This window comes from Streptomyces sp. NPDC093801 (assembly GCF_040701585.1).
Lineage (GTDB): Bacteria > Actinomycetota > Actinomycetes > Streptomycetales > Streptomycetaceae > Streptomyces.
The window spans coordinates 144,574-161,968 of sequence record NZ_JBFBDP010000023.1; the positions used below are offsets into that span (position 1 = coordinate 144,574).

15 protein-coding genes and 1 pseudogene are annotated in these 17,395 nt (G+C 68.3%); 11 read left to right on the plus strand and 5 right to left on the minus strand.

All coding sequences use genetic code 11. The annotated features are described in order from the left end of the window. Positions 1 to 185: 185 nt before the first annotated feature. From AB0469_RS26420 to AB0469_RS26430, 3 genes are all read right to left on the minus strand, one after another. On the minus strand, positions 186 to 1,124 hold the full coding sequence (locus AB0469_RS26420; protein ID WP_366453930.1) for a serine hydrolase: 939 nt from the start codon (positions 1,122 to 1,124) through the stop codon (positions 186 to 188). Between the two features lie 213 nt (positions 1,125 to 1,337). Next, positions 1,338 to 2,876, minus strand: a complete 1,539-nt coding sequence (locus tag AB0469_RS26425) for an FG-GAP-like repeat-containing protein (RefSeq protein WP_366453931.1) — start codon at positions 2,874 to 2,876, stop codon at positions 1,338 to 1,340. Positions 2,877 to 3,179: 303 nt separating this feature from the next. Next, the gene (locus AB0469_RS26430) at positions 3,180 to 3,650 is read right to left on the minus strand and encodes a hypothetical protein (protein ID WP_366453932.1); all 471 of its coding nucleotides are present in this window, start codon (positions 3,648 to 3,650) and stop codon (positions 3,180 to 3,182) included. 543 nt (positions 3,651 to 4,193) lie between these two features. On the opposite strand from AB0469_RS26430, the gene AB0469_RS26435 reads away from it, so the two are divergent. From AB0469_RS26435 to AB0469_RS26450, 4 genes are all read left to right on the plus strand, one after another. Beyond that, entirely contained in the window at positions 4,194 to 8,090 is a 3,897-nt protein-coding gene (locus AB0469_RS26435; RefSeq protein WP_366453933.1) for a polymorphic toxin-type HINT domain-containing protein, read from the plus strand. Further along, the gene (locus AB0469_RS26440; protein WP_366453934.1) at positions 8,087 to 8,440 is read left to right on the plus strand and encodes a DUF6086 family protein; all 354 of its coding nucleotides are present in this window, start codon (positions 8,087 to 8,089) and stop codon (positions 8,438 to 8,440) included. Before AB0469_RS26435 ends, AB0469_RS26440 begins: the two co-directional genes overlap by 4 nt. Before the next feature lie 294 nt (positions 8,441 to 8,734). Then, positions 8,735 to 9,100 carry a hypothetical protein gene (locus tag AB0469_RS26445; RefSeq protein WP_366453935.1) on the plus strand — a complete coding sequence of 122 codons (366 nt, stop codon included), beginning with the start codon at positions 8,735 to 8,737 and terminating at the stop codon, positions 9,098 to 9,100. 1,002 nt (positions 9,101 to 10,102) lie between these two features. Further along, the gene (locus tag AB0469_RS26450) at positions 10,103 to 10,627 is read left to right on the plus strand and encodes a hypothetical protein (RefSeq protein ID WP_366453937.1); all 525 of its coding nucleotides are present in this window, start codon (positions 10,103 to 10,105) and stop codon (positions 10,625 to 10,627) included. A 303-nt stretch (positions 10,628 to 10,930) separates the two neighbouring features. On the opposite strand, the gene AB0469_RS26455 is transcribed toward AB0469_RS26450, so the two are convergent. Further along, on the minus strand, positions 10,931 to 11,155 hold the full coding sequence (locus AB0469_RS26455) for a helix-turn-helix transcriptional regulator (RefSeq protein WP_366453938.1): 225 nt from the start codon (positions 11,153 to 11,155) through the stop codon (positions 10,931 to 10,933). Between the two features lie 180 nt (positions 11,156 to 11,335). On the opposite strand from AB0469_RS26455, the gene AB0469_RS26460 reads away from it, so the two are divergent. The 6 genes from AB0469_RS26460 (at position 11,336) to AB0469_RS26485 (ending at position 16,151) form a co-directional block, all read left to right on the plus strand. Then, complete coding sequence (locus tag AB0469_RS26460; protein ID WP_366453939.1) at positions 11,336 to 12,241, plus strand: hypothetical protein; 906 nt, start codon at positions 11,336 to 11,338, stop codon at positions 12,239 to 12,241. Continuing rightward, positions 12,238 to 14,043 carry a hypothetical protein gene (locus AB0469_RS26465; protein ID WP_366453940.1) on the plus strand — a complete coding sequence of 602 codons (1,806 nt, stop codon included), beginning with the start codon at positions 12,238 to 12,240 and terminating at the stop codon, positions 14,041 to 14,043. The genes AB0469_RS26460 and AB0469_RS26465 overlap by 4 nt, the downstream gene beginning before the upstream one ends. Positions 14,044 to 14,165: 122 nt before the next feature. Then, complete coding sequence (locus tag AB0469_RS26470) at positions 14,166 to 14,438, plus strand: hypothetical protein (protein ID WP_366453941.1); 273 nt, start codon at positions 14,166 to 14,168, stop codon at positions 14,436 to 14,438. A gap of 506 nt (positions 14,439 to 14,944) precedes the next feature. Continuing rightward, the gene (locus tag AB0469_RS26475; protein WP_366453942.1) at positions 14,945 to 15,223 is read left to right on the plus strand and encodes a hypothetical protein; all 279 of its coding nucleotides are present in this window, start codon (positions 14,945 to 14,947) and stop codon (positions 15,221 to 15,223) included. A gap of 156 nt (positions 15,224 to 15,379) precedes the next feature. Beyond that, positions 15,380 to 15,745: a hypothetical protein gene (locus tag AB0469_RS26480; protein WP_366453943.1), complete on the plus strand. Its 366-nt coding sequence runs from the start codon at positions 15,380 to 15,382 to the stop codon at positions 15,743 to 15,745. Positions 15,746 to 16,022: 277 nt separating this feature from the next. Beyond that, positions 16,023 to 16,151: a hypothetical protein gene (locus AB0469_RS26485; protein ID WP_366453944.1), complete on the plus strand. Its 129-nt coding sequence runs from the start codon at positions 16,023 to 16,025 to the stop codon at positions 16,149 to 16,151. Between the two features lie 48 nt (positions 16,152 to 16,199). Here AB0469_RS26485 and AB0469_RS26490 read toward each other — a convergent pair whose 3' ends face one another. After that, positions 16,200 to 16,955, minus strand: coding sequence for a zeta toxin family protein (locus AB0469_RS26490; protein ID WP_366453945.1), 756 nt, complete (start codon positions 16,953 to 16,955; stop codon positions 16,200 to 16,202). Positions 16,956 to 17,016: 61 nt separating this feature from the next. Here AB0469_RS26490 and AB0469_RS26495 point away from each other — a divergent pair. Beyond that, positions 17,017 to 17,250: pseudogene (locus AB0469_RS26495) on the plus strand (helix-turn-helix transcriptional regulator); the annotation flags it as partial. Between the last annotated feature and the right edge of the window lie 145 nt (positions 17,251 to 17,395).

Sequence of the window (17,395 nt, forward strand, 5' to 3'; positions counted from 1 at the left end):
TGGTCGCGTACTGACACGAAAGCGAGAGACTGCAGGCGGTTGTGAGGAAATCCGAGAGGGCCTCGTATGGCTGTTGACAGGGAAAGCTTTGGGCGGCGATTCCCTGGAGTGCCTTGCTGCCGACGCAGGACGGCGTCGGTAGCAAGGCCTCAGGCGGACGCGGTGGTACCCGCTTTGAGTCGGGGTCAGTCGAGGACGTCGGGGATCGGGGCGGTGTTGCTGCGCTGGAGGGCGGTCTTGGAGCCGGCGGCCGGGCCGAGGGCCCAGTCTGAGAGGGCCATGGAGTCCATGTAGCGTTCCTCGTCGTTCAGCAGGACACCGATGATGGTCTTGCCGTTGCGGGTGACGGAGAAGACGAGGCACTTGCCGGAGGCGGTGGTGGTGCCGGTCTTGACGCCGAGCGCGCCCGGGTATCCGTAGCCGGTCGGTCGCGGCTGGATCAGGAGGTTGGTGTTGCTCCAGGCGGCGACGGCGGCGGTGCCGCCGGTGCTGTACGTGGTGGTCTTCACCAGGTTCTGGAACAGGGGACTGGTCATCGCTTGCCGGGTGAGCGTCGCGAGGTCGCGCGGGCTGGAGAGGTTGTTGCCGGTTGACGAGATGCCGTCGAAGGAGTCGAAGACGGTGTTGGCCATGCCGAGTTCCTTGGCCTTGGCGTTCATCTTCGCGATGAAGTCCGCCGTACGGGCCGCCATGGTCGTGCCTGTGCCGAAGGTGTCCGCGAGGGCGTACGCGGCGTCGCAGCCAGACGGCAGCATCATCCCATACAGCAGCTGACGTACCGTCGGAGTCGCACCCGCCTTGAGCTGGGCCGAGCTCGCCCCCTGGACGTAGACATAGTCCAGGTACTCCTGCTTGACGGTGACCTTCCGGTCGAGATCGAGACCAGGCAGGGAGGTCACAACCACGGCGGTCATGATCTTCGTGGTACTCGCCATCGGGCGCTTGGTGTCGGCGTCCTTGGCCATGAGCGTGGCCCCGTTGGTGCCGTCGATCACGATCGCGCCGGCTGCGGTGAGCGTCGGGACGGGCGCGGCCTGGGCGGGAGCCGTGGCCGCGAGCAGGGCACCGGCGGCGATGGTCACCGCGAGCGCGCCCCTGGCGCGCCGCATCAGGTTGGAGATCACTTCAGTCCTTGATCGTGTTGAAGAACCCCGGATGGGAGGCGCCAGGGAGGCGCCTCCCATCCGGGGGATCGCATGACCGGATTCCGCCGTCGGCGTCAGCCGGAGCGGCCGGAATCGGGTGGGGGGTGTGCGAACAGGACGGCGGTCCCGTCGCTCGGCCCACCGCCGCACGACCGGGAGTGTCCCGACCACGTGCGACGGCGGGTCAGTGAGTCAGAGCTGGACGCCTACGCCCTCGAAGGTGCCGTTGCCCCTGCCGCGGTGGAAGGACATCTTGTTGCCCTTCCAGCTGACGATGTCGATCTTGCCGTCGCCGTCGACGTCACCGGTGACGATCTTCAGGTCGGTCCAGGTGCCGGCCGCAGCCAGACCGCCGGAGTCCAGGGTCCCGGCGGCGTTGCCGGTCCAGCGGACCAGGGCGCCGTTCTCCCAGACGCCGACGACGTCGTCACGGCCGTCGCCGTTGAAGTCACCGGTGCCGAGGATGATGACGCTGTTGAAGGAGGTGTCGGGCCAGATCTTCTTGCCGCCGTTGAAGTCGAGCTGACCATTCGTACCCACCTTGTACGCGTACAGATCGCCGTTGGGGCGGGTCGCGAGGACCCCGTCCTTCGGGCTGGCGGGGTCGAGCTTGTAGCGGGTGAGGTGCTTGAGCTGGGCCCAGGTGGCGTTCTGGGGGCTGAGGGTGACCGTGGTGTTGAAGGTGCCGTCGCCCTTGCCGGCGTGCAGCAGGATACGGTCGCTCTCCCAGACGGCGGCGATGTCGCGCTTCCCGTCGCCGTTGAAGTCGCCGGCGAAGATCCGCTGCACCGTCTTCCACACACCCGGGGTTCCGACGGCCGTCGGGGTCGGCTCGAAGGTGCCCTCGGCCCGGCCCCGGTAGACCTGGAGGGTGCCGTTCTTGTCGACGGCGGCCAGGTCGGCCTTACCGTCCCCGTTGAAGTCCGCAAGCGCCCGCTGGTCGGTCAGGTTGGCGGTGTCGGGACCCGGCACGGTGACGTTGTCCTTGAGCCACTGCCCGAGGTCGTCGACGCGTACTGCGCGGGCCCCCCTGCGGGTCTCACCTGCGGGGCCGCCGAGGCAGGAGCCGAGCCAGGAGCCGGTAGTCAGCGCGACCACCTCGTGCCGGCCCGCGTTGTCCCGCGTGAGCGGCCCGCCCGCATCGCCCTGGCACAGCGCCGAATCACCGGCGGGCTCGAGGTCGACGACCGCGTCGGCGGTGGTGGCGGTGACGTTGAACTGCCCGGTGTTGAGCACACCCGGAACCCAGTTGCTCGCGGTACGCCCGAAACCGGTGCTGTACAGGGCCTGCCCGGCGGCGGGCGCCTGACTGGACAGCAGCGCCGGGGCGACATTGGCGACCGGCGTGCTCAGCTTGAGCAGGGCGACGTTGCGCTCAGGGTGGACGACCACGTCGGTGGCTTCGACGACGGCGCCGGCGGTGCCCGCATTCAGATCCGCACGGCCGACGGTGACGGTGGTCTTGTCCTGGAGCTTGCCGCTGGCGGGCCGGCCACTGGTGGCCGACACGCAGTTGGCCGCCGTAAGCACGTAGCTCTTGTCGACCAGGACACCCGAACAGCCTTTGAGGTGATCACCGAAGACGATGTTCGCGGTGAAGGCGCGACTTCCGTCGGTCACCGGTGAGCCGGACAAGGACGAGGCGGGGGTTGCGGTGAGCAGGATCGCGGTGGCTGCGGCGATCGCGGCGGAACCCGCGACCCGCGGGTGACGGGAACGATGGGAAGGCATCAAGAAACGTCTTTCAGGAGAGTCCGTGTGTGGCCTACGTGGCCGCGGTCGTTGTTGACGACCCGCCTGGACCGGAGTTGGTGACCGATCAGCCGGTGACGGGGAGTTCGACGACGGGCGATCGGGCCAGGCTGAGCCTGAGATTCAGCCGGGGCCGCAGTACGTTGACCGCGCGGCTGTGCACATCTGGACCGGGTCGTGTGCTACCCGTGTGGTGCGCCGGACGGGAGTCAATGAATGTGTCTTTCTTCGGGATGATGCGAGTGGGCGAGTCTGCAAGCAGATCCGTCGGATTCCAGGCCGTTATCCGGTGACACGGATCTCGACCAGAACACTGCGAGCACCGCCGATCACGCCCTCACCGACGCTCGCGTAGCTGTCCTTAGCGACACTGACGGTTTTGGTCACGCCTTCGGCCGTGAGGTCGGCGCTCAGAGCGCGGCTCCCCGAGTCGATGGCGAAGACGCGCGCAAGCTCAAGGGAAAGTTGACCAGTATTCGAGTTGGCGGTGAAGCAGTAGATGGGCTTTCTGTTGCCCTCCGCATAGCTGTAGACGCGGATCTGCTTCAGATTGTTGTCACAGTCGGCAAGGGTGATCTTGCCGTCGCCGCGAACCAGCTTGATGCCTTGGCTTGCGAGGATCTGGTCGGCATTCGGGTAGGCGAAATCCTCTACTGCTGACGGCATCTGGGGCTCATCAGCCCTCGGGGTGGCGAGGCTGTCCGCTGAGGCGGTGGCGTAGGCGCCAAGGGCGCCGAGCGCGACGATGGTCATGCCTGTAACAGTCAATCGGCGGGCACGAGAGAGCACCGGGCGAGGTCCTTCCAGAGGCAGCCCGACAGTGTCGGGTAGGACGAGACATCCGGACCAGCCCCAGATCTGGGGTCCAGTAAAGATGCAGAAGCAAAACTCACCTTGATTTTTAAGGTTGTCAATGGGGGTTCGAGTCAGCAGGCTTCGCGTGGCTGAATGCCGCCGTCTGATGGCCGAACGGGAGCGGTGAGATATTTGGCCAGTTCAAGGCCACTTTGAGGCGCTCACGCGCGCAACTCTCTCCACCTGTGCGAAGATCCCGGCGCCAGGGTCTCGTTTATTCGCGTACGGAAAGAGCGGAATCAAATGTTCCCTCTTGGTATCTGGCACCCTGCGTGTCGCGGAGATCCCGGCATGCCAACGGATGACGGAGATGAGCTGACCTTGAAACGAAGAGTGTCCCGCCACGAGGCACGAGACCGAGCGTGTCGGGCCTTATACGGACTGGGCTGCGCTGCTGTGCCGCTCACGGTGCTCGCTGGGCTCCTAGGTGCCGCACCGATCGTGTCTGCAGTGGAGGTACCGAAATCAGCTGTGACGGTTCCGGGCTATGTCGTCCCGCCGACGGAGCGCGGGCGGGTCGTCGAGCTCTGGAAGTCGGGTGGCCCCGGGGTCAAGGCAGCGGCGGAAGCTGCCTTGACCGGTACCGACGAGGAGGTCAGGAAGTTCCTGGACCAGGCGGCAGGTATCAGTGCCCAGGACGACCGGGTCGCTACCGCACAACTGGCGAGTGTCGGCGGGAGCGGCGTCCAGGAAGCTGCCCGCAAGGCCCTGGCCGGTACTCCGGCCGAAGTGAAGGCCTTCCTGAACGACGGCTGGAAGGCCCCGTTCGAGCAAGATCAGCGGGTCAAGGTGGCGCAAGTCATCGCCACCGCCGGGCCCAACGTGACGGACAAGGGGCGTGCCGCTCTCCAGGGTGATGTCGAGGACGTCAAAGCGTTCCTCGACCAAGGCCAGTACCTTGAGCGGGAGCAGGACGAGCGGATCCAGGTTGCCCAGATCCTGAGCACCGGCGGCGAGAACGTACGGGCGGCCGGCCGGGAGGCCTTGCGCGGCAACGCCGATGCGATCCGGGACTTCCTCGAGGTCGGGCAGCACATCGCCCGGTCCAGGGACCAGGAGCAGGCCACCATCGCCCAGCTCCTCGAACAGACACGTGAGGCCGGCCGACAGGCGACCGCCGAGACGACAGCCGCCACCGAGGCGTCCGCCCGGGCCGTCACCTCCGCCAAACTGGCGAAGGAAGCAGCGCAGAAGGCCGCAGCCGAGACCGAAGCAGCCCGGGGCGACTCCCTGCGAGCGGCTGCCGCCGCCGGCCGGGCGGCACAGTACACACGACAGGCCGCCTCCGCCGCCCAACAGGCCATCGCTTCCGCTCGCGCAGCCACCAATGCTGCCCGCATCGCGGCGAACGCCGCTGCCCAGGCGGCTTCCGCGGCAGCCGGCGCGGAGAGGGCAGCGAGCCGCGCCCGCAACGCTGCGGCGGATGCCGCGAGCGATGCGAGCAAGGCGGGCGACGCCCGCCGAGCGGCCGAGGAAGCCCGCGCGGCCATGCGGATGGTGCGCGAAATCGGTCAGGTCTCCCAACAGGCGGAGGCCTCTGCGAACGCTGCGGGCGATGCCGCCCAGGCGGCGTTGAGCGCAGGCGCTAACGCCCTCGAAACCGTGGACGCCGCCGAGTCGGCCGGTGCCTTCGCCGACCAAGCAGGCGTGAGTTCCGCTGAGGCCCGCGCCGCCGCAGCGCAGGCCCGCCGGCACGCGAACGAATCCAACAGGGCAGCCCAGGCGGCGGTGTCCTTGGCACGCAAGGCAGCAGGAGCCGCCCGCCAGGCACGCGACGCGGCCAACGCGGCAGCCACCCACGCAGATAACGCGGCCGCAGCTGCCGACGAGGCCGCGGAACATGCGGGTGACGCTGCCAACGCGGCAGCACAGTCCGCCAACCATGCCAAGGCTGCAACGGACGCTGCCAATGCCGCGACGGACGCCATCGAGAAGGCGAAGGCGGTCTACGCGCTCGCGCGCGAGATCGAAGGCGAAGAACTCCAGGGCCGTACCAACGCCGGCATCGAGAGGGCCCGAGACCTCAAGGCGGAGGAAGACGAACGCAAGACCGCCGCAACCCAAGCGGTTCAGGAGACGAAGAACCTGGAGGCGGAGGCGAAACAGCTTGCCGACGACGCCGCCAAACCTGAAGCCGATGCCAAGGCCATAGCCGCCCGCGCACGCAAGACCGCCCTGCAGACAGCCAAGACGGGTGGTGAATGGAGCCAGGTCGCAGCGGAGATCGCGCTCGCCGGAAACGACGCTGACATCACATCCTACGCCCGCACCGGTTGGGCAAAGGCCGAGGAGCAGGACCGACGAGCTCAGGTTGGAGAGGTGGCCGAGGGCAGCCCTGTCGCCCCGATCCGGGCGGCCGCAGAGCAGGCCCTCAAGGGCGACGCCAATGCCATCACAGCCTTCCTCAAGACCGGCCGCTACCAAGCCGGAGCGGAAGAGTTCCGTGTCATCATCGCCCAGCTCATTGCAAATGCGGGACCTAACACCAGTCAAGCCGGCATGGCAGCACTGAACTCAGGCAGCCTCGAAAAATATGTCGACTTCATCCACACCGGATACAACAACGCGCGCACCCAGGACGAGCGCATCCGCGCGGCCCAGCTCGCGGACAGCGGCGGCCCGGAACTGAAGTCCGCCGCTCGAATCGCACTCGACGGCCCCGATAACAGACTGCACACGTTTATCCAGGAAGGCCAGCACGCAGCCCAGCAAGCAGACCTGCTCTCCCTGACCCATCAGCAACGAGTCCAGCAGCTCGTAGCCGAGGGCGCCCGGATCGCGGCCACAGCACAGGAGGAAGCAGCCAACGCGCGCAAGGCCGCCGCGATCGCGAGCAACGCGGCCGCTCAGGCCAACGACTACGCCAACCAGGCTGCGGCGTCAGCTGCTGATGCGAACCGCTACAAGGACCAGGCTGCCAAGTCAGCACGTGAAGCCGAGTCCTCCGCAGCCCGAGCCGCAGAATCCGCGAAGACCGCACGTGCCGCGGCCTCCCAGGCTAATCAGGCCGCGCACGACGCATCTCTGTCTGCGACGGACGCTGCCATCTCGGCGAAAATGGCGCGTACTTCCGCGGAGACGGCTTGGGCCTCTGCTGCCCACGCCCGTGATTCCTACTTGGCCGCTAACAACGACGCAGTAGGAGCCGCTCGCGAGGCAGAGAAGGCCCGCGCCGATGCCATCGACTACCAACAGGTGCGAGCGGAAGAATATCGCCGTTGGCTGAATGACCCAGTTACGCAAGCGAACAAGAAGGCGGCAGACCTTTATCGCTGCGGAATGATGGACCCGGACTGTTCGATGCACAAGAATCCAGTCCGCTGGTGCATGCAGCATGAACTTCAGTGCATCACGCTGCCGCAATTTCTCGACGCCCTGAAGCCTCTGGAGGAGAGGACGAAATATATAGCAAAGGAGTTCCTGGGGCTCAGCCAGTTCTACAACTGCCTTGAAAAGCTTGACATGCAGGCATGTGTCGAGCTCACCAAGGACTCGATTATGAGTTCCAAGATGCGACTTATGCGTGCCGGGTCTAAGATCCTCATGCAGGCGATCAAGGGGTGTCGCAAGTGCTTCCTGGCTGGCACTCCAGTCCTCATGGCTGACGGTTCCACTCGAAACATCGAGGAAGTCCGGGTTGGCGATCTGGTCCTTTCTGCAGACCCCTCCAGCGGGATGAAGGCGGCGAAAAAGGTAACCCGCGAGATCGTCACTGAAGGCGACAAGGATTTCAATGAGCTGGAAATCGTAAGCCCAAGCGGCCCGGAAAAAATTGTCGCCACCAACGAGCACCCATTCTGGAGCCCCTCAGAGAATGGGTGGATCGAAGCGGGCCAAATCAAGCCCGGAACAACGCTGCTCTCTGATAAAAATCTGGCCGTACGAGTCTCCGCCAACCGCGCCTACCAGCAGCGCGCCCGTACGTATAACTTCACAGTCGAAGGGCTACACACCTATTATGCCTTCGCGGGAGGAACGCCCCTTCTCGTCCATAACGCCGATTGCGGCTGGCTCGAAAACGAACGCGACTACGATGTGTACCACCCGGAGACCGGAAACCGCATAACAGACATCGATCACATCGAGAAAGGAGTACTTTGGGAAGAAAAGAGTGCCTTCTATGGGGATGCAGATTGGATAGAGAAGCAGGTTGATAAGAAGTTGGGGAAGTATCTGGAAGCTCGACGTTACCTGGAAGGGTACGAACAGGCACCCATTGGGTTCCGCATGACTGCCACAAGTGTCGATCCACGGTTCCGATCTGCTCTGGAAGCGCATTTCGATCAGCTTAGGCGAGACAATCCCGGCCTCGATTTGCGTCTGGAGTTTGCCGAATGAGTTACACTTTCGAGATCGATGGGGAATGCGTATGGGACCCATCTCTGCGAACTGGACAGTGGTACCTAGCGTCTGCAGAAGCGGCGGCGGCATTCCTCGGCTGTCAGACCGGCCTGACTCCGCGGGAAGACGGCACTTGCACTGTGAATTTTGCGACCTTTAGGGTTTACGTAGACACCGTGCTGCAATTCTATTCTTCGACGCGGCATCCGGTTCAGCACGCCCTCACTCGGGGGCTCCTGCTAACTTCGCTCGTGATCCTTGAGCGCGGAGGGGGTGCCATTACTCCTCGATCCCCCAGGGAAGAAGAGGTGATCTCGGCTGCAGTGGAATTCTCGCGTGCAATGTAGTCTTTCTCGCCGTCTCCTGCCTGAGACCGTCTCATCAACGACGCCGTTACCTCAGGATTCCCGGCATTCCGGGCGAAAATCAAGCATGCCGTCGTTGACGTCTATGGTCACCGCAGCAGCGCGCAAGTAGCCCATGCAGGGCCGATCCCAGATTCGCCGGGCCGGCCCTGCATTGCTTCTGCCATTGACGGGCACCGTGTTCCGAGAGTCGACTCAGAGAGGAGGCTCACATTCCGCTCGAAGAATGGAACAGGGGAAATCTTGGAATCATCCGTGAATCGAAATCCTGCAAATGTGCGTCTGCCTGACATGAGGGCAGAAGTGGTTGGGGCGGTTCGTGCACTCTCGGACCCCGAGTATCAGAGGCTAGTGTGGATTGAGTGCAAGTATCCCAGTGAGGGATATTTCGAGGCCCTCACTATCAATGTGAATATTCTCGATGACGCTGCGGTGCTCGACCATCCGCATACGACCATCGGATACACCCTTGCGTCGGAAGAAGAAGCCGAGGCCATGGGTCGGTTGGCGGAATGCCTCGATATCGTTCTGCGCTCCACTGGCGAGGGGGCGGCTGATCAGCAAATCATCGCCGACCCCCTGTGGGCAAACGTGGTAGACGCAGCGAGATCTGCTCTGCACCTCCTGACCCGTCACGGATAGTTGGATGTCAGTGGCCCTGGACGGCTTATGTCCGGGCCACTGACATTTCCTTATGAGTTCGTGCGCGAGATGGGTGATCATGCGCCCCAATCCACACAGGCCTTGAGCCATGTTCGCCGATGCCATCGACAGCGCGTCAGCGTTGCTGGTGCCCTGGGCGGGGCCGACGCTGGGGGCGGTGGCGGGCTCTCATATGGCCGACGGATGGCGTGCGTGACGCCTTCCTCGACACCATGAACCCCGCGCAGTCGGCGAGTTCAGGCCCGAGGGTGATGCAACCGTCCGGGATCCAGCCGTTCACGTATCCCTCCAGGAACGCGGCGAGCTCACCGGCTCCCGAATGTCCGACAGCTTCCGCGGCCTCTTCGTGCGGCAGCCAGGATGTCACCGCTCCTGGAATCGCCAGCCGCGATCTGGCGGCGTCGGCGTGGGCGGTGAAGAGCCGTACTACGGGCCGTGCCGTGCAGTCTCTGCCACGGTGTGAGGTGCGTCCGGTCGGCCGGTGACCGCGCCGAACCGCAGGCATCCGGGCGGGGCGATTGCGACCGCGAGGCGCACGGCCGCGTGTGTGCAGGGCTCACCTTGGTCGCGGCGCAGCGCGGGCAGAGCCCAGGCTGTGCCGGCGGGCGGGGACGGCTTCAGAAGCAGCACGCGGTGGCGCTGGTCGAAGCAGACGAGGAACACGTCAGGCGACATCGCCAGGGTATGCCTGCACATGCGGGTGAGAGTAGAAGGCCCCATTCGGCTCCGCACGCTGTGAAAGTGCGCACCCGCCCGGCAGAGGCTGCCCAGGCCGTGGGTCACATGCGATCTCACGGCGACCGCAGTGCGCCAGCTGTGTTCGGCAATAGCCGTGTGACGTGCGTTGACTGCGCCTGAGGCCGGGGTTGCAGGCGACTGGGAACCGTCTCGGGCAGTGGATGAGAGCGGCCATCACTCATCAGGGTGGCGTATTGGTCCGTGTGCGCTGTGAAGTGTGCGCACGGCTCTAGGGTATCCGCCATGGACAGCATCAGCCTGGACTGGGAAGCGGCTGTTGCGGATCCCCGGGGCGCCGTCGAGTTGCTTATGCGTGTCGAGGAGGACGCCGTCGACTTCCTCGCGCGCGTGCGTCTGCTGCGCACGAAGCTGGAGGTGCTCGTCGAGCGGCCCTGGGTTTTCCCGGGCCAGCGCGGCCCCCATCCGGGAGACGACGAGCACGACGACGCGGCCGATTGCTCGCCGCGCAGTGGCCCGGAGCCGTGTGAGGTCAGCCCGCAGGCCTCCAGCGAAGAGGCACAGCCTGCCGGATCCGGTCTGCGGGTGCCGTATCGGCTGCGGGTACTGGAGGTCACCGCCGCGGATCCGGAGCGGGAGTGGCGGCTCCATGAGATCTCCGAAGCGACCGGGCAGTCCAACCAGCGCAGTCTGCGCGTGCTGGTCGAACAACTCGTCGGCAAGGGACTCCTGAGCAAACGAACCGTCAAACCCAGGTACGTGCTCTACCGCGCCGCTCCCGCCCACACGGAGGAGGCGCCCACGAACTGAACCCGGCACGCCGGCATGAGGCGGGGCCGCCGCCAACTCTCACATCAGCGGCGGCCCCAAACGGCCCCTGGCCCCGGCGAACACCATCTCCACGGCGGTCCGGCCCGCAGCCCTCGCGGGCGGCGGACCGGACCGGTCAACGCGGCCCGGCCGTTTCCGGCACCCTAACGCGAACATGGCGCCAGGTGGCCCGGTTCTGCCGTGCCGTCATCCCATCGGGTGGCCGCCGTCGGCGGATCCACCCTGTCGAGGACGGCCACCATGCCTTCACCCGCATCCCCACCACGCCGCGGGCTCGCACGTTCACACGCCCCGGCCCGGCCACAGGTCGCAGTCCAGGGCCCGCTCCAGGCTCGCGACGGTCAGCAGATCGGGCCAGACCCTGCCAGCCAGGACATTGGCGATCGTCAGCCGGCTGACACCGCTGCGCCGCGACAGCTCCGCCACCGACCAGCCGGCGTTCTTCAAGGCCAGAGCGAGCGCGAGCGCCAGCGCCTGGGCGACCTTGGCCCCGTGATGGTCAGTCATGACAGCAGTGGGCCACGCGCCGACTTGTACGTATCCACACGGACTGACGAAGCGGCTGTCTCCTCGGGGCACGTACCCCAGTCTCACCCATCCGGATCTCCCGGGTCGCCGAGCGCCTCCCAGCACCCAGCATGGTATTGCAATGGCACCCCTCCAGGGGTGTTCGTCTGGAGGATGCTGATGGAGCGTCGCATCGCGCAGTACCGGCCCAGCAACCGGCCCCCGGCGTGGGAACGTGTCGCGGACGAGGTCCGTAACACAATCGCCCGCGCGGCTCCCACCACCACCTACCGGGCCCGCGACCTCCTCACCGCGCTGACCCGGATCGCGGTCTTCGCCGACCAGCAAGGGCACCCTGTTGATGCCCGCCTGTGGCTGGACCCGGCGATGGTCGAGCACTTCACGGCGATCGGCTGCACCGATGTCGGCGAAGCCTCCCGGGCGAACTACCGGGCTGCTCTGACCACGATCAGGACCGCCGTGTTCGGCCCCGACCTGCCGGGCGGACGGCCCATCCCGCTCTCCGGGTCCGACCCCTCCCAGCCCTACACCCCCCACCAGAAGGCAGACCTGTGGGCGTGGGCGGGCGGGCAGTCCACCGCCGAACTACGCCGAGGACTGATCCTGTTGCTCGCCCTGGGGCTCGGGTGCGGCCTCGACACCCACGAGATCATCCCCCTGCGCGGCCCGGATGTGCGGACCCTGGAGGACGGGGCCACCGTGGTAGCCGTCCGCGGGAACCGCTCCCGCCTGGTGATCTGCTCCCGCCCTTTCGAGCGCACCCTGGCCGAAGCCGCCGCGCACGCGGGAACCAGCTACCTCTTCCGCCCCGCCAGCTTCGCCCGCAAGAGCAACACCGTCACCGACCTCGTCTACCGCGCGGCCCACGACCCGCGAGTGCCCCGCCTGGTCATGGGCCGCTGCCGCGCCACCTGGCTCATCGAGCGCATGGACGCATGCATCCCGCTGCCTGTGCTGCTGGCCAGCGCAGGCCTCGACTCCCTCCACGCCCTCTCCCGCCTCCTGCCCTTCCTCAAAAGCGCCAGCGCCGACCAGGCCCGCACCATCCTCAGGGAGATGCCGTGATCCCCGACCGCCACCACCCACCGACGCCGCGCTGCCAGGCAAGCGACCTGGCCTGGCTCGCGCAGCCGCACGTGCGCCGCCACACGGTCAAGCCGGCCGAGTTCACCCGCGCCCGCCGCTTCGTGGAACGCTCCGGGATCGTCCCCCTGGTCCGGACAGCCCAGCAGGCCATCCGCAAGTCACCGGCCGGCCGCACCCGCACCGTCACCCTCGACGCCCTGTTCACCGCTATGACGCTGGCCTCCTGGCGCAACAACGGCCGCGTGACCCTGACCGAAGCCGCCGGCATCCTCGCCCATCAGCTCACACCCGCGGCCCGCGCGCAGCTCGCCCTCCCCGCCTGGCCCGACACCGCCGACGGCTTCGAAGCCGCCTACCTCGCCGTCCGTCGCGCCTTCCACCGGGCCGAAGCCGTCATGAACCCCTCGCCCCTGCCCACACGGCGCCTGCCACGTGCCGAGGCCTTCCGCCTGGAGCAGGAAGCCGACCCGGATCAGCTCGCCGCGCGCCGCCACCTGCTCGTGGAGGTCACCAACCGGATCGTCGAGGCCTCTCTCGCCCCGGCAAGGCCGTTCATCGAGAAGGTGTGGGACGGCTCGGCCTCCGTGGACGCCACGCCGATCCGTACCTTCTCGCGAGGCGTCTCCACCAGCGCTCCCAGTACCGCCACCGACCCCGATGCAGCCTGGTACGTCCGCGAAGGCAGCCATCGCGACCCCGCTGACTCCCCGGATCCCACCACTGCGGGCACCGGCAAGAAGACGAAGAAGGCCAAGCGCCACCTCTACGGCTACGAGGCCACCCTCGTCGTCACCGGCGAGACCTCCATCACACCCCTCGGAGGCGCCCCCGCACCCGCATCCGACGGGGATGCCGACCGGCACCTGCCCGCCCTCGTCCTGGCCTTCACCGTCCACAAACCCGGCCACGACCCCGCAGGCAACGCCGTCACCGCTCTCCGCGATGTCCACCGCCGCGGCTACAAGGCGGGCTGGCTGGCCGCAGACCGCGCCTACAACGCGGCCCTGCCCGAAACCTTCCACGCCCCCGTCCGCGACCTGGGATACCGCCCCGTCTGGGACTACCGCATCGACCAGCTCGGCATCCAGGGCAGCCACGCCGGCGCACTCCTCGTCGACGGCACCTGGTACTGCCCCAACCTTCCCCAGGCCCTCATCACCGTCACCTCGGACCTCCTCGAGAAGAAGATCGACAAAGTCACCTGGCGGTCCCGCGTCAACGCCCGAGCCGCCTTCCGCCTACGGCCCAAGGCCGCCCCCGACCACCGCGGCGCACGCCGGATGCTCTGCCCCGCCGCAGGCACCCACCCCACCGTCGCCTGCCCCATCAAACGCCGCAGCCTCGGCCGCGACGCCCGGCTTCCCGCCATCGACGTCATGCCCACCCCCACGGGCCCGCCCGAGGTCTGCCGACGGGAGTCGCTCACCTTCGCCCGCAACATCGGCATCCGCTACTGGCAAGAACTCGACCACGGCCTCGCTCCCTGGACCCACCACTACTTCCGCTTGCGCAACCGCGTCGAGCACTTCAACGGTTACGCCAAGGACCACGAAGCCATCGAACGAAGCCGCACCCGCCGCATCCGCGGCATTGCCGCGCAGTCCCTCCTCCTCGCCTTCCAGATCGCCCACGCCAACCAGCGCAAACTTGCCAGCTGGCTCGCCACCCTCCCCAGCGACGGCCAGCCAGCCCGCCGCCGCCCCTCCAACCGCCACAAGCGCAAGAACCCCAGCGGCTGGACCCCCAAGGGCTACCTCCCCGAAACGACCCCCGACCCCTGATCCGCCCCACCTCCTGCACCCCACCTGACCAGCACAAAAACATCTGGCCCCCTGCGAACCGCAGGGGGCCAGATCACGTTCACGCACAACAACAGAGCCGGTCAAAGCGACATACTGTCGCTTTGACCGGCTCCATTTGGTCGGTTGACCGGGTTGAGGGGCCGATGGCCGCCGCGGCCGAGGTCCTGGCGGCCCGGGCCCGCGCCGCCGCGCTGCGTGTCGCCGCGGTGCACCGGGAGGCCGGCCGCGCCGAGGACGCCCAGCTGTGGCGGGCGCGGGCCCGCGGGCTGCTGAAGGAGGGCAGGGCCCCGCGCCGCGGCCGGAGTGCGCGCGGCCTCGGCCGGGCTGCCGGGCCTGGGCCGGCGTTCCTGAGCCGGCCGCCCATACGCTGCTGACCGGACGGCGGGATCTACCCGGACGCTGGGGGAGACCGACGTCGCCGGGCGAGTAGGCGCGACCCCGGCGAAGAACCGGCCCAGCCCGCCAGGTGCAGGCGGACTGACCGCGGCTCCCTGTCGGCACTCCGTGGGAAGGGGGCCGCAACGCGTGCGCCGGGGGCGCGGATCGCACCTGTGCGCGCCGTCGACCTGCCGGGTTCGGGCCATCCCGCTCGGGCTCGGTCCGTACGGTGGCCCGGTGGCATAGAAACACCCGCCTCAGGCGACGGACTTCTCCCGGATCCAGGCGGCCGCAGCGGCGCTGGACTGCCCTACCGGGCTGCTCCCCGCGGCGGTCGCGGCGTTCATTGGCGCCCCCGAGCCGGCACCGGGCCCGGCCCGGGACCTGCTGGCCGCGGGCTTCGCGGTCGTCGACCGGGTGCCGAGGCGCGAGATCGGGACGGGGGACTTTGCGGCCGCAGCCGAGGACTGGCCGCGCTGTCGGTCACCGTGCCGGCGACGCCGTGGCAGACGGCGACCCTGGTGTGGACCTGCTGCGCCCGCTCAACGCACACCAGCGGGAGGTAGCGGCCGACCTGGACGTCGAGATGGGCGCGCTGATCCGCCGCCTGCACCACGGCGACCTCCCGGACGCCCGGCAGGATCTGGAGCCAGTGGCCGGGCGGGCGGGGCGGACGCTGGGCGAGGCACTGGCCGCGGCCCCGGACTGGACCACGGCCCTGCGCGTGTGGACGCTCGCCGTGCCCGAACTCGCCGCCCAGGCCCGGCCTCCTGGCCGCTGATATTCGAGGAAGCCAGCCCTGCACGGGCGCGGTTGTGGAGATCCTCGCGCGCGCCGCGGACGGCCTCCTGCGCCTCTCCTCCTGCGCCTCTCCCGCTGCGCCCCGGCGCCGCTGGAATGGTCCGCCGCCGGCGGGGGCCTACCTGCAGGCCGGCCCGTGTCCGGCTCTGCGCACGGCCTCCAGGCGGACCCGTGGCCGGTAAAGGCGCAGCGGCCGCTGCTGCCGGGCTGGGACCGGCCGGTGTGGCCCTGCGAGACGACCGACGGGGCGCCTGGTGAGGGGTGGACGGCGGGAGGTGAGCTGGCTGCTGCCCGACGGCACGTTCCAGGGCAGGCGGGATACAGCGCGATCGAGCCGTCCCTGGCGATGGCGAAGTTCGCCGCCGAGCAGCCCCTCGCCGAGCTCCTGGCGGGCGCCTCCGGGCTGCGGCAGAGCTTCACCGGCCGGCTGCTGGTCCCCACTCCCGCCCACCGGCCGGGGCCGATCCGGCGCTGCGGGTGGTCACCTTGCGCTCGCTGCTGAGGGGCATGGACCGGGCCAGTGGCGACGACGAGGCGGAGGCGCCGACCCGGGTCCAGGCGTGGGAGCGGATCGCAGAGGGCATCAGCCTGCCGACGCCCCGCCGCCCCGAGCCCGCCGGCGCCGGCGCCGGCGACCGCACCCTTCAGCAGCTGCTCGGGTTCCTTGCCGCCCAGGCCGTGGTGCTCACCCCGCCCGCGCTGCCCTACCTGGCCGGAGTCGACCACCACGCCGGCCCGCTGGCCATGTACCTGCGACACGCCGCGGTCTGCGCCGCGCGATGGAGCCGGCCACCGCCGAGGAGGCCCAACAGCTCGAGGCCGATCTGGGGACGCTGCTCCCGGGCACCGCGTGGCCCGACCTGCTGGACCCGGTGGTGCTGGAGCGGTTCCTCAGCTCCGGTGGGTAGGCGCGGTGCCCCGCGGCCGTTGGCCAGGTGTGCGGTGGGATGTGTGGCTCACGGACAGGCGCGGTGAGAAGGCTCGAGGGCCCGTGCCGCGGTTTGTAGCCCATGTCGGCCTAGCCCGGACCACCCACCAGGCACGTACGAGGAGCTCCTCGTGCTGGAAGCTGAGCGCCGACCGGGCCTTCGACAAAGACGTCCTCGACCCCGCCGCGCATCGGCGAGCAGCGCCTGGCGCGCGCCGGTCGGCCGCAGCCACCGGCCCTCGGGGCCGAGCTCGTTGGTATACAGGACTTGCCCATCGCGCCGGACCACCAGGACGCGGTCGGCCAGGTGGTCGGCCTCGACGTCGGCGAGGGCCGAGGGTAAGGCGGCCGCGCAGGCGTCGTGGTTGTCCCAGCCGACGTACCGGGGGCGGCCCTCGTCGGCCAGGCGCAGGTAGCGGTCCACGACACCGAGCTGGGAGACGGCCTCCGGCACGGCCAGGGCCACGACCTCAACCCGGTAGCTGGCCGCGCGGTAGGCACCCGCCGAAGCCAGCCACCCGGCCGGATCCGCGAGGGCCTCCTCAGCCACCACGTCGTAGCGGGCCGCCCGGGCCCGGGCTTCAACCTCGGCCTGCCACCCATAGGTCTGCCACCCATAGGTCTGCCACCCATAGGTCTGCCACCCATAGGTCTGCCGCCGTACTCGCACCCCGGCTGTCCGTACGTCCCGCGCCAGGAAGTGCTGGTAGTCGGGGTGGATGGCTTCGTAAGCGTCCCGCTCCACCCGCACCGCACCGCCTCGCTGCTCGAGAGCGGCGTGCACGAGGTCCATCACCAGCGTCTTGCCGCTGCTGGCCTGCCCGGCCACGAAAAACCACCACCGGCTGGCCCAGTTCGACGCGGTCGACGCCTTGATCGCGTCCCGCTCCACACTCCCGCCGCCGGAACGCAAGCGTCTGCGTGCCGCCCACGGTCTGACGATCGGCGAGGTCGCCACCGCACTGAAGGTGCGCCGCGCCACAGTGTCCGGCTGGGAGTCCGGCAAGACCGAGACCCGACCGCCGGAACGGGACGCATACGCGCGACTGCTGAAGCGGCTTGCCGAGCTCTACCCCGCGCCCAAGGAGCCGGCTGCCCCGGTGCCCGCCACGTTCACCAGCGCGTCGGACCTAGGGCCTGTGTGATGTCGTGATCAGTTCCTGGGTTCTGCCCTCGTCGCGAGGTGGAACCCGGTAGGACTGTGGCCGTGACACGCAGGCAACT

What these genes read in the sequence shown, in the direction of transcription:
- AB0469_RS26425 (WP_366453931.1), bottom strand. Translation starts at nt 2,876, where the DNA reads ATGCCTTCCCATCGTTCCCGTCACCCGCGGGTCGCGGGTTCCGCCGCG.
- AB0469_RS26430 (WP_366453932.1), bottom strand. Translation starts at nt 3,650, where the DNA reads ATGACCATCGTCGCGCTCGGCGCCCTTGGCGCCTACGCCACCGCCTCA.
- AB0469_RS26440 (WP_366453934.1), top strand. Translation starts at nt 8,087, where the DNA reads ATGAGTTACACTTTCGAGATCGATGGGGAATGCGTATGGGACCCATCT.
- AB0469_RS26450 (WP_366453937.1), top strand. Translation starts at nt 10,103, where the DNA reads ATGGACAGCATCAGCCTGGACTGGGAAGCGGCTGTTGCGGATCCCCGG.
- AB0469_RS26455 (WP_366453938.1), bottom strand. Translation starts at nt 11,155, where the DNA reads ATGACTGACCATCACGGGGCCAAGGTCGCCCAGGCGCTGGCGCTCGCG.
- AB0469_RS26460 (WP_366453939.1), top strand. Translation starts at nt 11,336, where the DNA reads ATGGAGCGTCGCATCGCGCAGTACCGGCCCAGCAACCGGCCCCCGGCG.
- AB0469_RS26485 (WP_366453944.1), top strand. Translation starts at nt 16,023, where the DNA reads ATGGAGCCGGCCACCGCCGAGGAGGCCCAACAGCTCGAGGCCGATCTG.